This window comes from Solimonas sp. SE-A11 (genome assembly GCF_030345715.1).
GTDB lineage: Bacteria > Pseudomonadota > Gammaproteobacteria > Nevskiales > Nevskiaceae > Solimonas_A.
The window spans coordinates 528,079-542,070 of record NZ_JAUASX010000001.1 but is presented as its reverse complement, the minus strand read 5'-3'; the positions used below and the strand labels follow the sequence as shown (position 1 = coordinate 542,070).

Below are 13,992 nucleotides of genomic sequence, written 5' to 3'. Positions count from 1 at the left end.
CTCGCTCCTCTTATTCCTTGATGAACCAGACACCGCCCTGTGCCGCGGCGTGGAAGGTCCAGCCCGGCTCCACCAGGTAGGTGGTCGCACGGGTCGTGACGATGGCCGGCCCCGGGATGCGGGTACCCTCGGCCAGCGCCTTGTCGTCGTAGATGGGGGTGTCCAGCGCCTGGTCCTGGCCCACGTAGTGGCAGGGCCGCTTCGACACGGCTTCCGGCGGCGGCAGGGTCTTGCCGCTGAGCTTGAGCTTGGCGAAGGCCACCTTGGGCTGTTCCACGTAGGAACAGACGCGGATGGTGTTGATGCGCACACCAGTCTCCGGCGACTGGCTGCCCTCACCGAAGCGCGCGCCGTAGCTCTTGTGGAACTGGTCCATCAGCGCCAGCACCTCGCGCTGCGAATGCAGGCGGCCCATCTCTGTCACCACCGCGGTCTGCACGCGCTGGTTGCCGTAGCGCATGTCGAGCTCCAGGCGATAACGGATCTGGTCGGTCGGCATGCCCTGGCGGATCAGGTCCTCGCGGCCCCGGCGCTCCAGTTCCTCGACGCTCTTGTTGAAGCTGTCGTACTGGTTGAAGAAGCTCTTCGTGGCCGGGTTGAACAACACCGTCCAGGTGCTCATCTCGTGGATGTGCATCTGGTTGACATTGCCGGCACCACAGGCCGAGAAGGTGGACGAGAACGGTGGAGCCAGGATCTTGCTGACGCCCAGCGCGTTGGCGATGCCGCAGGCATGCAGCGGCCCGTTGCCGCCATAGGCCAGGATCGTGAAGTCCTTGGGCTCGTAGCCGCGGGTGCGCAGCTCGGTGGCAATGCCATTGGCCATGCCCGCGTCGACGTTGCGCTTGATCAGCTTGGCCGTCTCGGTGACGTCCATGTCCAGGTCATCGCAAAGCTCGTCCTCGATGGCCTGCTTGGCGCGGCGCGGGTTCAGCGGGATGCGGCCGTTGGCGTAGTTCTTGGGGTCCAGGTAGCCCAGTACCAGGTCGGCATCGGTCACGGTCGGCTTGAGGCCGCCGCGGTCGTAGCAGGCCGGGCCGGGGTCGGAGCCGGCCGACTGCGGGCCCAGTTCCACCGAGCCGAACATGCGGTCATAGCGCGCGATCGATCCGCCGCCGGCGCCCAGGGTTACCAGGTGCACCATCGGGATCGACACCATCCAGCGGTCGATCACCGGATTGAAGTCATAGTGCTTCACGCCACCCTGGTCGACGATGCCGATGTCGAAGCTGGTGCCGCCCATGTCGGTGGCCACCACGTTGCCCAGTTCGGCCGCCGCCGCCAGGTGCTCGCTGGCCGCGATGCCCGACACCGGGCCGGAATGCACCGTCTGCAGCGCATCCGTGGAGTTCAGCTGCGCCATGCCGCCGGAGTTGTGGCTGACCAGCATCGGCTTGTTGTAGCCCTGCGCACGCAGGTTCAGCTCCAGCGTACCCAGGCCGTGGTACATGGTCTGGTGCAGGAAGGCGTCCATGATGGTGGACGTGCCACGGGCGTACTCGCCCTTGCGGCCAGCCACCTGGTGCGACAACAGCATCGGGATGGCGCCCAGCAGATGCGCCGGGTACTCCTCCAGGAAGATTTCGCGCACGCGAAGCTCGTTCACCGGGTTGACGACGCTGTTGGTGAACATCACCACCAACGCCTCGGCGCCGGAATCCACCAGCTCGCGGATGCGCAGGCGCACGTCATCCTCGTCCAGCTTCCAGAACACGTCGCCCAGATAGTCGATGCGCTCGCGGACCTCTCGGATCATCGGGATGGGGACGATGGGCTCCGGGCGCGAGGCATTGGGGATGTCCATCTGCTCGTGCTCGGACAAACCCTCACCGTAGCCACGGGCACGGGACAGCGGGATGGTGCTCTTGAAGCCGGTGGTCACCAGCACGCCAATGCGCGGGCCCTTGCGCTCGATCAGCGCATTGGTGCCCAGCGTGGTCGAATAGCGCACCGAATCCACTTCCGACAGCAGCTTGGACGACTCCAGGCCCAGCTGCTTGCAGGCGTCACCCAGCGACTCGTTGAAGCCCAGCGCCAGGTTGTGGTGCGTGGTCAGGGCCTTGCCCTCCACGTACTGGTTGTCCCAGACCACGAAGCAATCGGTGAAGGTGCCGCCGATATCCACGGAAACGCGTTTCATGTTCGTCGTCTCCCTTAGTGCTTGTGGCCGTGGTGGCCGTGGTCGTGGTCATGCCCATGCGCCTGGGCATGCAGCGCCCGGCCATGCTTGACCTTCTCGGCTGCCAGGTCGGGGCCGACCACGGCGTCCACCACCTCTTCGCGGTCCTTCCACTGCAGCTTCAGCGCGTCCAGGTCCAGCTCGATGTCGTACACCGGCGGGTGGCCCGGCGGCAGGTATTCCACTTCCACCATCGTGCCGCAGGAGGAGCAGTAGTACTCGAGGATCCGGCACCACTGCGGGTCCGGCGAATAGGTGCGGGAATACAGCTTGGTGTCCAGCAGCGGCTTGTGGATCTCGCGCGGGTCGCGGTCATACACCAGCAGGCCACGCTTGTAGGTGTCTCGGGCATCGCCGTGGACGTGACCGCAGCGGCGGCACTCCCACTTCTCGCTATCGAGGTTGATGCGCAGGTATTCGGTGATCAGGACTTTCATGATCTGGTTCCTTGTTCTGGTCTCAGGCGCGGCTCAGCAGGATGTCGCCGGACTCGTTGATCTCGAAACGCCAGCCGGCGTCGATGCGGGAGGTGAAGAAGGCCTCTTCCAGCACGCAGGGTCCCTGCGCCTGGGCACCGCCCGCCTGGTCCTCCACGCGATACAGCGGCAACTCTGCCGCCTTGCCGCCGGTGTTGACGCTGCGCTTGCCCGCCGCCACCGCGGCCTTACCCTGGCCGCCGAACTTGCCGGCCAGGCTGGCGCGGGCAATCACCCGCGTCGCCTTCAGCACCATCGCCGCCTGCACGCCCTTGGGCAGCGCCGGCAGCTTGTCGCCTTCCACGGGAACCAGTTCGTCACCTGCCTGCAGCCAGGTCTCGATGCGGCAGTCCGCCAGCTCGAAGCCCTCTGCGAACATGCCGCGGCGGGCACGCTCCAGCAGCAGTTCGCGCGTGGCCTTCAGGCCAGCCGCATCGGCGCTGGCCAGCGGCGCCTCGTACTCGTGCGCGATATCGGAGAAGCCGATGCCGAAGGCGGAGAACACCGCCGCCAGGCCCGGAATGATGATCTGCGAAATGCCCGCCGCCTCCGCCACCTTGCAGGCAATGAAGGGGCCGGCACCGCCGAAGGCCGCCAGCGTGGTATCCGGCGTGACTTTCGTATAGGCCTTCAGCGAATCCGCCACCTTCTGCGCCCAGGCCTGCTGCATCGCATCCGCAGCCGCCTCCACGCTCAGATTCAGCGGCTTGGCCACGTTGGCCTCGATCGCGGCGCGTGCGCGCTCCACGTCGATCTTCAGCTCGCCGCCGAAGAAGCTGGCCGGGTCCAGCAGGCCCAGCACCAGGAAGGCATCCGTGATCGTCGCCAGCGTGCCGCCCAGGCCGAAGCAGGCCGGCCCCGGCGCGCCACCGACGGACTCCGGGCCCACCTTGATGCGTCCGTCCACCACCGAGATGATCGAGGAGCCGCCGACACCCGCGCTGACCACCTTGCACAGCGGCAGCGAGGTCGAGACACCCTCGATGTGACCACGGCGCTCAGTGGTGACATTGCCCTGCTCCACCAGGCTGATGTCGGTGGTGGTACCGCCGATATCCATGCCCAGCAGGCGGCCGAAGCCGTAATGGGCTGCCAGGGCGCGGGCGCCTTCGGCACCGCCACGCGGGCCGGAGGAGTAGGTCTTGACCGCGGCGGTGCGAGAGATACGCGCCGAGGCGCCGTCGTTGCGGAAGATCAGCAGCGGGTTCTTGGTCTTGTACTCGCGCAGGCGATGCTCGGCATTGTAGAGGAAACGCTCCATGGCCGGATGCAGGAAGGCGTTGAACAGCGCCGTCCAGACGCGGCGGGCGTCATCCTCGTCCTGCACCACCTCGTGGGAGTACAGCAGCGGGATCGCGCCCAGCAGGTGCGGCGGGAATTTCTTCAGCAGGATCTTCTTCAACCGGACTTCTCCGGCCTCCCGCTGCGCGCCACCAAAGCCGATCACGATGCGGTTGGCGCCCTCGGAGGCCAGCTTGTTGATGGCCTGCGTCGCCGCCACTTCCAGGGCCGCTTCATCGGCCTTGGCATCCAGCGTCGCCACGCGTGTGCCGACCAGGCCGGCGAACACGTCCTTCTGCTGCGCGTCCGTCTGCAGCGTCGCCGCATCCAGGCCGCAGAGCAGCAGGCCCAGGCGCTGGCCCTTGCGCTCCACCAGCGCATTGGTGCCCTGCGTCGTGGAGTAACGGATGTGATCCGTGCTCAGCAGCAGCTGCAGCAGGTCTTCCTGGCCGTAGATCGCCGCGCTGGCCTTGCGCAGGCCGTCGAAGAAGCACTTCGACAGGTCGTAGGGCGTGGTCACGCTCTTGGTACGGTAGACCTTGCCGCCATCGATCACGCAGAAATCGGTGAGCGTGCCGCCGTTGTCGATGTTGATCAGCTTGCCGCTGCCCGCCTTCGCGGCGCTCGCCGCGCCGCGGCTGCGGACGAGGCTGTCCGCCTCAGTTGCTGCGTTCATGAACCGTTCTCCTGGATGCACATGCGACGGCGATGCGTCGTTGCGTTTTTTCTCATGTCGTGGGCTCCTCCGCGGCACTCTTTTCCGGTGCTTGCGCGATACCTATCGCGATGTCTGCAACCCTATTCGCCACTCCGGCCGTGCTCGCCACCCTGTCGGGTAGTTTTGAAGAGTAGTAGCGCGCGAAGGCCTCCCACTTCTCCCTCTCGCTCTCCGCTGCGCCCATCCCGCAGGAGGGGATATCGTCGGCGACATGCAGATCGCGGGAGGCGAGGCGGCGCACGATCAGGCCCTGCCCAATCTCATCAGCGCCGCATTGGTGAGGTAGCGCTCGTACAAGCCAGGATCATTGGCCGAGCTGCGATGCCCGCCAGCGATCTCACGAACCTGCTCCAGCCGCGTCATCTGGCTGGTCTGGATGTTGAAGGCGTGCACGTGGCTCCAGGACCAGTACGGATGCTTGCCGTCCATCACCGACTTGCCGCCCGCCTCGTACAGCGAGAAGGCCGCGTCGAAGGAGTGATAGGGCTCACCGCGGCGGTCGTAGGTCACCATGCCCACCGGCAGGCCGGTTCGCGCATCGAACCACACGCGCTTCTTGCTCACCGGCGCGCGCGGGAACTTCACCGGCTCCGCCTCCACGATGATGGCCTCCGGCACCAGTTCCACCGTGGTGTCCCAGAAGCTCAACCCTTTGGGGCCGCCATGCGTGCGGTGCTCCCAGTTGGGATGCGCCGCGCTCCAGCCGCCAGACACGCCGGCCAGCAGCGGCCCGCGTCCCACGACCTTGTAGTTGCCCCAGGTATGCAGCGGATCGCCCGCCGCCCAGGCGTCCGACAGATACAGCGTCGAACCCGGGATCAGCGGCTCGAAGCGCTGATCGGTGGGGAACTGGCGGATGCGCTTGAACTCCGGCAGATAGCCGTAGAGTTCCGGAAAGCGGTTCTGGTCATAGGGCCAGATGTTGAGATAAGAGGTGCCGTTGACCGCATCGGGCTTGACGAAGAACACCGACTGGTAGCGCAGCTTGTCTTCCTTGCCCGTCCAGTACGGCTTCGGCTCCAGGCTGACGCGTGCCACCGGCGACAGCTCCGCCCAGCCCAGTTCGTAGCGGAAGTCGATCTCGCCGGATAGGCCTATATCGTATTCCTTGATCGCGTACATCGAGGCGTCGTGCCGCCCCCAGCTCAGCGTCAGGCTGGCGAACAGCTCCAGGCCGGTCTTGGCGTCGGGGAAGGGGTTTCCCCCTATCCAGGGCTTGCCCTGCGCGGTCACCACGTTGCCCGTCTTGTCGAACTGGGCCTGGCCACGGTTCTTCAGCGAGGCCTCCAGGTATTCCCAGGGGCTCAGCCGCATGATGTCGGTAGTGGTAGGTGCGATCCGCAGGCGCCGGCCCATCTTGGCCACCTGGTAATACTTGATCGGCTCCAGCAGGTCCTTGACCAGCTCCACGTTGGCCGCGGTGATCTCGTCACCTGCTTTCAACTTGCCCTTGGACCAGTTCTCGATCGACAGCAGTTCCTCGGGATAGGCACGGGTCACATCCCCGTCCTTGGCCACCGCATCCCACAGCGGCATCAGCACGCCGGCAGTTGCGGCACCGCGCGCCAGCCCCCCGAGGAACTGGCGCCGGCTGTATTCACGGTCGTAACGGATGACCCTCATCTCTCTCCTTCTCCGCTACTACAGGTTTAAAAATCGCCGACGGCTCGTCACCGTCGGCATCCTCGCTGCCCATAGGAGGAGGTGGGGAGGCAGCGGATTCCGCAACAGACTCAGAACTGATACGTCAGGCGCACCGTGACCTCGTCGGCATAATCCACCGTGGACAGCAGCGTGTCGTTCGGATTGGCGCCACCCAGCGAACCGTCGATGTAGCTGTAGAAAGCCTCCACCGTCAGCGCACCGCGCGGCTTCCACTTGATGCCCGGCTGCACCAGGATGCTGCCGCGCGGGTCGTACAGCGTGGCGAAGCCGATGCGGTAGATGTCCTGCGGGAACGGCTGCTGGAAGGCAAAGGCGAAGTAGTGGGCGCCGTTGACACCATCTGCCGCCTTGTTCTCCGTGCCGCCGTAGCCCGACAGGTGGCGGCCGAACAGGTCATCCACGCTGCGGTACATGTGCTGGAATACCAGGTAGGTCGCCGGGAAGGCCTGACTGAAGCGGTGGTACTTCTCCAGCACCAGGGCCGTGGTCACCGAATCCTCGGTGATGTAGTTGCGGCTCAGCGAGGTGTTGGTGAAGGTGCGGTCCGGCGTATAGCTGACCTCGAAGTTGATGATCAACTGGTCCAGCAGGCTGCCAGGATCACCCTCCGTCACGTAGCTCGCGCCGAGGCCGAACACCTCTTCCTGTGCGTACTCACGGGCAATGTGGCCACGCAGGCTGCCGCCGCCGGCGATGAAGAAGGTGTTCAGCTCGTTATAGGCCTGCTCCACCGTGCTCACCGGCGTGGCGAACAGGTCGGTGGTCGACGGGAACTCGGTGATCGAGGCGTTGAGGCCGCTCATCGCGTTCAGGCGGGCAAAGCCGGCGTAGCGGAACCACTCCTGCGCCGAGTACACGCCGCCGGGCGAGGCCTCGAAGGCGCTCTGCGCCAGCAGCGCGCCCGAATCCAGGCCCTGCAGTGCCAGCGTGGTATGCACCAGGCCGCCCAGCGATCCCATGTTGGTCGGCAGGTCCTTGTTGTGGTTCGACGCCGTCCAGCGGAACACGCCATCCGGGTTGTAGCGCTGCACCGCCATGGCCTGGAAGCCCCACTGGCCGTAGTTGCCCTTCACGCGCATGCCGTAGCTGAGCTTGTCGTCCCATCCACCTTCCACGTAGCGGTCATGCACCGTGAACTGCGAGGGAATGACGTTGTACTGCGTGTTCGGGTTGCCGTAGATCGTCGGCTGGAACTTCTGCACGTAGCCGTCGAACAGCAACTCCTCGTTGAGCTGGTAGCCCAGGCGTGCGCCCAGGGCCGGCACGCGCTTGTCGGAATACTCTTCCTGCGCGTAGTCCAGCACCGAGTGGCGACGCAGGTCCAGGCCATCCACCACGTCGAACACGCGGAAGAACAGCGCCTGGCCCCAGGCGATCTGCTGGTTGCCCACGCGCGCCGTCAGCGGGCCGTTGTTGTACTCCAGCACCAGGGTGGGGAAGTAGATCAGGTAGTCGTCACCGGCCCATTCCAGCGGGTTCGGGCTGCTGTCCCCCTCCACGCGATACTGGAAGTAGTTCGGCTTGCCGCCGTACAGCGCCTGGTCGCCGCCGGAGATGCCGCCCTGCACGTCGCGATAGCGGGCCGCGTCGAACTCGTCATACAGCTTCGGATCCCAGATGGCACGCAGGCGCGCCACCAGGTTCAGGTTCTGCGTGAAGCGCACGCCCAGCTCCACTTCCGAGCGCACGATGGCGTAGTTGATGTCGTTGTCCACGCGCTCCATCGGCGTACCGCCGCCGGTGGCATTGTTGACGCCACGCAGGCCCGGAGAGGCCGTGTCCGAGAAGACCAGTGGCACCGGCGGCAGCGGCAGCGTCGTCCAGGTGCCCACCTGGCCGGGCAGCAGCGGCGGCAGGCCGAGGTTGCCCAGGATCGTCGGCACCAGCGACGGCGGAGAATACGCCTGGCGCGGCACCGAAACGCCGTTGTAGTAGTTGCCCAGCTGGTTGGCTGGGTTGTCCTTGCTGCTCGTCGAGTAGCTGAACTCCGGGCGGATGAAGCCGCCGATGGTGAAGCCCATCTCGTCGAAGATGCTGGCTTGCGCCGGCGCCGCCAGCAGCAAGCTCATCCCCGCCACCACTCCCGTCACGCCCGTCTTCCGCATTTTCTCTCTCCTCAGACGCTGTTCTGTTGGCACCGCAGCCCCACTTGACGCCTCATCAGGGCTGCAGGCTCACGATCTGTCCGGACTGGCCCACGGCCAGCACCGGTGCGCCGGCCGAAGCCTGCGCCACTCCCACGAACCACAGGCTGTTCACACCACCGCCCCGCACGTGGCTGAAGCTCTCGCCGCCGTCACGGCTGACCAGCATGTCGCGCATGCCCGTCACCAGGACCCGGCCATCGGTCGTCGCATGCACGCCCAGCAGCAGCGCTTCGGTATCGGAAGGACGCGTCTCCCAGGTGGCACCGCCATCGGCACTGCGCAGGATCGCCCCGCTCTGACCCACCGCGTAGCCCACGCCGTCCTCGCGCAGCTGCAGCGCGAACAGCGAAGCATCGCCCTTGTGCAGGCTCGTCCAGGTAGCCCCGGCATCGCTGCTGCGCAGGATCAGGCCGAACTCACCGGCGATCGTCACCGTGCCGTCGGCCGCCACGTGCGCCGCGTACATGTGCGGCTCCATGCCATCGGGAGCGTGCTCGGTCCAGACCGGCGCCGCAGGCCGCCAGGTCTGGCCGGCATCGTCCGACAGCAGCACCGTGCCGAAGGCGCCCACCGCCACCGCACGGCCCGCCGCATTGAGCTCCACCGCTAGTAGGCGCTGCTTGCTGCCACTCTTGCTTTCCGCCCACTTGCCGTCGGCACCGCGCGTCACCACAAGGCCACTCTGGCCCACGGCCACCGCCTTGCCGCCGGCCACGCCGACCCCGAGCAGCGACAGCTGCGTCGGCGCCTGCACCATCTTCCAGCTGGAGCCCTTGTCGCTGGACTCCTGCACCTCGCCGCCCGCACCCACCGCCACGCCCAGCGTGTCGCTGAAGTCGATGGCGAACAGCGCCTGGTGGACCGTGCCGGTCAGCACCGGCTGCAGCGGGCTCTTCGCGTCCGCCGGAGGCGCGGAAGCCGAAACGGCGCCCGCAACCAGCAGACCGGCTGCGGCCAATGCAATGAGACGAGTCATGCCGATGACCTTTCCTGTCGGGGTTCCCGCTCCTGCTGCTCGGCAGAAGGGGTTTGATTGAATTGGAGGCCTGACTTCACCAACCAGGCCTCGAAGGCAGCGTCGCGCTCCACCCTCGCCCTGACGTCCTCGCGCCAGCGGGCGAGAGGCTTCAGGATCGCGGCGAGGGAGAGCGCGCGCTTCATGTCTTCCTCAGACCGTGCCCAGGCGCGTGATCGCCTGCACCGTGAGGTACTTGTTGTAGACGTCCTCGCCCTTCATGATCGAGTTGTCGTAGCCGCTCTTGTAGCCGCCGGTCACCTCGCGCGCCTGCACGAAGCGGCTCATGCGGTTGGCCTGCAGGTCGTGGCTGAGCACGCTGACCCACGACCACGCCGGTTGGCCGCTGTCGTCCTTGATCGTCAGCTTCTCGTTCGAGTACTGCGCGTAGTGCGGCTCGAAGGTCTTCCAGATCTCGCCACGGCGGTCGTAGGTGTTGTAGGCCACGTACATACCGTTGCGGACGTCGATCCAGGTGCGCTTCTTGCCGACCGGCGCACGCGGATAGCCCGTGGGCTCCGCGTCCACCACCAGGCACTCCGGCACCAGTTCCATGTACACGTCATGGAAGGTCTGGCCCTTGGGGCCGCCGTGGACCGGACGCTCGTAGTTGTTCATCGCACCGCCACGGCCACCCATGAAGTTGCGGCTGCCGATTGCGCCGAGCATCGGCTTGCGCTCCACGATCTTGTAGTTGCCCCAGGTACCCATCGGATCGCCGGCCGCCCAGGCGTCGGACAGGAACAGCGTGATGCCCGGCACCAGCGGCTCGAAGCGCTGGTTGGTGGGGAACTGGCGCACGCGGCGGAAGGCCGGCAGGTAGCCGTACAATTCCGGGAACTTGCGCTGGTCGTAGCTCCAGATGTTGAGGAAGGAGCTGCCGGCCGTATCGTTGGGCGCCGTGAACCATACCGACTGGTAGCGCAGCAGGTCCTTCTTGCCGTTCCACACCTTGTCGTCGTTGCGGGCGGTGGTGTTCAGCTCGGCCCAGACGAAGTCGTACTGGTAGGCCAGGCTGCCATCCGGGGCGATATCCCAGTCACGTACCGCGTACTGCGAGTAGTCGTGGCGGCCCCAGCTCAGCGTCAGGTTGGCGGTGGCCTCCACACCGTTCTTCGGATCCGGGAACGGCATGCCCGCGCCCCAGGGATTGCCGGCCTGGTCGTAGACGTTGCCATCGGCGCCCATCTTGGCCTTGCCCTTGTTGCGCAGCGTGCCTGCCAGGTACGGCGCGGGATACAGCTTGGTGACGTCCTTGGTGGACTCCACGATATGGATACGGCGGCCCATGGTCTTGACGTGCATGTAGGCCACAGGATCCAGCAGGTCCTTCACCGCCTCGACGTTGTCCTTGGTGACCACGTCGCCCGGCTTGATCTTGCCCTTGGTGTAGGCCTCGATGTGCAGCAGCTCTTCCGGATACGCCTTGGCCGTGTTGTCGGCGGAGTCGGCGATGGTCGGCCACAGCGGCGCGAGCACACCGGCGGCGGCACCCACGGCGGACTTCTGCAACAGCATGCGGCGGCCGTAGTCGAAGTCGTATTTCTTGATGCGGAAAGTCATCTTCAAGTCTCCTCGTTACTGCTGACGGATGGCCTGCCGCGGTTCTCGCGGCATGCTGTGGATGGCGGCGGCCGCCCGCGGCGCCGCCTCCAGGGAAGGGATCAATCGGATCGTGATGTCGGCGGATTTCATGCGTGCGCACCCGCCGGGGCCGGGCCGCTCTTCTCGTCCTGCAGCGTGTAGGCCGACAGGTCCGCCCCCTCGCCGACGAGCAGATCGTCACGGGTGACGAAGGTGGGCTTGATCAGCCAGACGATCAGCGGCAGCACCACCAGGGCCAGGACCATGTTGATGAGCATGATCAGCACCAGCAGCAGGCCCATGTCGGCCATGAACTTCAGGCCCGACAGGAAGTACCAGGGCAGGATGCCGATCACCATGATCGAGGCGGTGAACATGATCGCCTTGCCGGTGGTGGTCAGTGCCGCCACATTGGCCTGGCCCCAGTCACCCTTCTGCGCGTGGTATTCCTCGCAGATGCGGGACAACAGGTAGATGCCATAGTCGATACCGACACCGACACCGACGCAGGCCACCAGCAGCGAGTTGATGTCCAGGCCGATGCCCATCAGGTGCATCGCGGCGCTCATCACGAAATTGGACAGGTTCACCGGGATCAGCAGGATGATGCCGGCCACCGGCGAGCGGTAGGCCAGGCTGGTGCCGATGAAGATCACCAGGTTGAGGCAGCCCAGGATCAGCCAGTGGTAGCGGTGCACCACGTCGTTCATGGCCTGCTGCAGGGCGATGGTGCCGGTGCCCAGGCGGACCAGGAAGGTCTTGTGGTCCACGCCCACTTCTTCCAACGCCTTCTTGGCAGAAGCCAGTGCGGCGTCCACCGTGGCCTGCTTGTTGTCCTTGTACCAGAGCGAGACGGTGCCGTTCTGCTGCTCGAAGTCCACCACGTTGGAATAGGCCTTGGGGCTGCTGCCGACCATGACGGCGCCGGCGGCGGCGCTGACGGCGGAGTCGACCGGGTCCAGCGGCAGCCACTTGGGGTTGCCGCCGCTGAACAGGCGGTTGCCCTCCATCAGGTAGTCGGCGAAGGACAGGGTGGCCCGGGGCGGGGCGTCGCCACGCTCGATCAGGGCCTGCACCCGCTGCATGGTCAGCATGGTGTCGGCGTGGTGCATCGTGCGATTGGGGTTCTTCTGGTCCTTGGCCTCGAACACGATCTCCAGGGTGTTCACGCCGGGGAAGTTCTTGTTGATGTTGGAGACGGCCTGGTTGTACTCGGACACCGGCCAGAGCAGGTTGCTGCCCTCCACGGGGTTGCCGATCTTGATCTGCAAGGAGGTGTAGATCGCGGCGATGCTGCCGATCACGACGATGATCGTGGTCATGCGCGCGGCCTTGCCGTGGGTGAGCTTGGCAATGCCCCCCAGGGAGGACTGGAAGGCCTTGTGCACGCCGCTGGACTGGCCGTGCGAGACCATGGACTCGACGTTCTTGGGCGGCGGCAGGGCGGCCAGCAGCAGGGAGATCAGGATGACGCCGGTGGGGATCAGCCAGATGGCCCAGAAGCCGCAGAACAGAGCGAAGCGCTCCATCGCGGGGATGGGGGCGATGGCGATCAGGAAGATGCCGACGATGTCGGTGAAGATGCCCAGGACCGACGGTGCCATCATCACGCTCATGGTGATTTCGGCGGCCTTCTTGCGGTCCTTGATGTGGGCGTAGATCTCGTAATAGCGCTCGGTGAACTGGACGCAGTGGGAGAAGGATCGGGCCACCAGCAGCAGCGGCACGACCATCAGCAGGGGTTCGATCGGGGACTTGAGCCAGCCGACGAAGCCGAAACCCCAGATGGCGGCCACGGCGCTGGTGACGATGGGGGTGACGACGCCCACGACGTTGCGCATGTACAGCACCAGCGACAGGATCAGCGCGCCAATGGTCATGGCGGCGATCCAGATCATCTGCTTCTGGTACTGGTAGACCCAGCCGGTGAGGGCGGGCTGGCCGGCCATGTAGACCTCGTGATCGGCGTCACGGGCCTTCTCCACCAGGTCCTGCACGTGCTTGAACACCACGCCGTAGTCCAGGCGCTGTTCGATGAAGGTGGCGTTGATCAGGGTGGCGGACTGGTCGGCGGAGATCAGGAAGTTGCGCGCCGCCGGGCTCTTGTCCACGCGAGCGCGGAAGTCGGCGATCTCTTCGGCCGTCTTGGGCACCCGGTCTTCCATCAGGGGCTTGACGTCGATGCCATAGGGGGTGGCTTCGGCGTAGCGGGCCTTTTCGGTGGAGATCGACAGGATCTGGTCGTGGTCGACGCCCGGCGTCAGGTCGATGTCCCGCGTCAGGTCCCAGACCTTCTGCAAGGTCTCGTGGTTGTAGATGTCGCCACTCTTGCGCTGGACCATCAGGGTGACGGTGAGCGGATTGCCGAAGTTCGGGTGGTCCTTGTAGACCTGAACGAAGGGATCGTCCTTCGGCAGCAGGTCCGAGAAGATGGTCTTCAGCTCGACGTCCTTGATACCGATGGCGAAGAACACCGTGATCGCGATGAAGATCGCCCATGAGATCCGGCTGTGACGGATCACAGCCTTGGCGATGCGGTAGCGCAGGTTGTCCATGAAGGCTCCACGGACGGGCTCACCGGCCAACGCCGGTGGCACCGTCTCTAGTTGTGCGGATTACGGCCGGCGTCAGACGCCAGGCAGAAGGTGGGGGTGTGAAGTCCCGGGGCGCAGGCACCGTGGTCGGTGTCGTTCACCATGTCTCTCCTCGTTCTTATGTTCATAGGCCCCACGTCGACCGAGCACGGCGCGCGAAGTCCTTCTTGCAACGGAGAGCAAAGTACGGCTCGCGCCGAAAGTGCCGCACTACACGAATGGGTAGTTTTCTCTATACCCGATGGGTAGTCGCCTCGCGCAACGCCTCAAGCTTTCGGCGAATCAACGACATACCGCAATGCAGCAAGCGTCATGTTCGACTCGCGAATTTTT

9 protein-coding genes are annotated in these 13,992 nt (G+C 65.5%); all 9 read right to left on the bottom strand.

The window, feature by feature from the left end; translation table 11 throughout:
- Positions 1 to 10: 10 nt before the first annotated feature.
- The 9 genes from QT386_RS02695 to QT386_RS02655 all read right to left on the bottom strand — a co-directional run bounded on the left by QT386_RS02695 (position 11) and on the right by QT386_RS02655 (position 13,620).
- Positions 11 to 2,140, bottom strand: a complete 2,130-nt coding sequence (locus QT386_RS02695; protein ID WP_289272191.1) for a hydantoinase/oxoprolinase family protein — start codon at positions 2,138 to 2,140, stop codon at positions 11 to 13.
- Positions 2,141 to 2,154: 14 nt separating this feature from the next.
- A complete protein-coding gene (locus QT386_RS02690; RefSeq protein ID WP_289272190.1) occupies positions 2,155 to 2,616 on the bottom strand; it encodes an acetone carboxylase subunit gamma in 462 nt (153 codons plus the stop codon).
- A 22-nt stretch (positions 2,617 to 2,638) separates the two neighbouring features.
- A complete protein-coding gene (locus tag QT386_RS02685) occupies positions 2,639 to 4,612 on the bottom strand; it encodes a hydantoinase/oxoprolinase family protein (protein ID WP_289272189.1) in 1,974 nt (657 codons plus the stop codon).
- 285 nt (positions 4,613 to 4,897) lie between these two features.
- Positions 4,898 to 6,277, bottom strand: a complete 1,380-nt coding sequence (locus QT386_RS02680) for a DUF1329 domain-containing protein (protein ID WP_289272188.1) — start codon at positions 6,275 to 6,277, stop codon at positions 4,898 to 4,900.
- A 110-nt stretch (positions 6,278 to 6,387) separates the two neighbouring features.
- Positions 6,388 to 8,424, bottom strand: coding sequence for a DUF1302 family protein (locus tag QT386_RS02675; RefSeq protein WP_289272187.1), 2,037 nt, complete (start codon positions 8,422 to 8,424; stop codon positions 6,388 to 6,390).
- Positions 8,425 to 8,479: 55 nt separating this feature from the next.
- Entirely contained in the window at positions 8,480 to 9,442 is a 963-nt protein-coding gene (locus QT386_RS02670) for a hypothetical protein (protein WP_289272186.1), read from the bottom strand.
- Positions 9,439 to 9,627 (bottom strand): hypothetical protein, encoded by a 189-nt coding sequence (locus QT386_RS02665; protein WP_289272185.1) that lies wholly within the window; start codon positions 9,625 to 9,627, stop codon positions 9,439 to 9,441. The genes QT386_RS02670 and QT386_RS02665 overlap by 4 nt, the downstream gene beginning before the upstream one ends.
- Before the next feature lie 7 nt (positions 9,628 to 9,634).
- Complete coding sequence (locus QT386_RS02660) at positions 9,635 to 11,044, bottom strand: DUF1329 domain-containing protein (protein ID WP_289272184.1); 1,410 nt, start codon at positions 11,042 to 11,044, stop codon at positions 9,635 to 9,637.
- Positions 11,045 to 11,172: 128 nt separating this feature from the next.
- Complete coding sequence (locus QT386_RS02655) at positions 11,173 to 13,620, bottom strand: RND family transporter (protein ID WP_289272183.1); 2,448 nt, start codon at positions 13,618 to 13,620, stop codon at positions 11,173 to 11,175.
- Between the last annotated feature and the right edge of the window lie 372 nt (positions 13,621 to 13,992).

Excerpts from the sequence above, each read along its gene's own strand:
- QT386_RS02695 (WP_289272191.1), bottom strand. The coding sequence starts at position 2,140 with ATGAAACGCGTTTCCGTGGATATCGGCGGCACCTTCACCGATTGCTTC.
- QT386_RS02690 (WP_289272190.1), bottom strand. The coding sequence starts at position 2,616 with ATGAAAGTCCTGATCACCGAATACCTGCGCATCAACCTCGATAGCGAG.
- QT386_RS02685 (WP_289272189.1), bottom strand. The coding sequence starts at position 4,612 with ATGAACGCAGCAACTGAGGCGGACAGCCTCGTCCGCAGCCGCGGCGCG.
- QT386_RS02680 (WP_289272188.1), bottom strand. The coding sequence starts at position 6,277 with ATGAGGGTCATCCGTTACGACCGTGAATACAGCCGGCGCCAGTTCCTC.
- QT386_RS02675 (WP_289272187.1), bottom strand. The coding sequence starts at position 8,424 with ATGCGGAAGACGGGCGTGACGGGAGTGGTGGCGGGGATGAGCTTGCTG.
- QT386_RS02670 (WP_289272186.1), bottom strand. The coding sequence starts at position 9,442 with ATGACTCGTCTCATTGCATTGGCCGCAGCCGGTCTGCTGGTTGCGGGC.
- QT386_RS02665 (WP_289272185.1), bottom strand. The coding sequence starts at position 9,627 with ATGAAGCGCGCGCTCTCCCTCGCCGCGATCCTGAAGCCTCTCGCCCGC.
- QT386_RS02660 (WP_289272184.1), bottom strand. The coding sequence starts at position 11,044 with ATGACTTTCCGCATCAAGAAATACGACTTCGACTACGGCCGCCGCATG.
- QT386_RS02655 (WP_289272183.1), bottom strand. The coding sequence starts at position 13,620 with ATGGACAACCTGCGCTACCGCATCGCCAAGGCTGTGATCCGTCACAGC.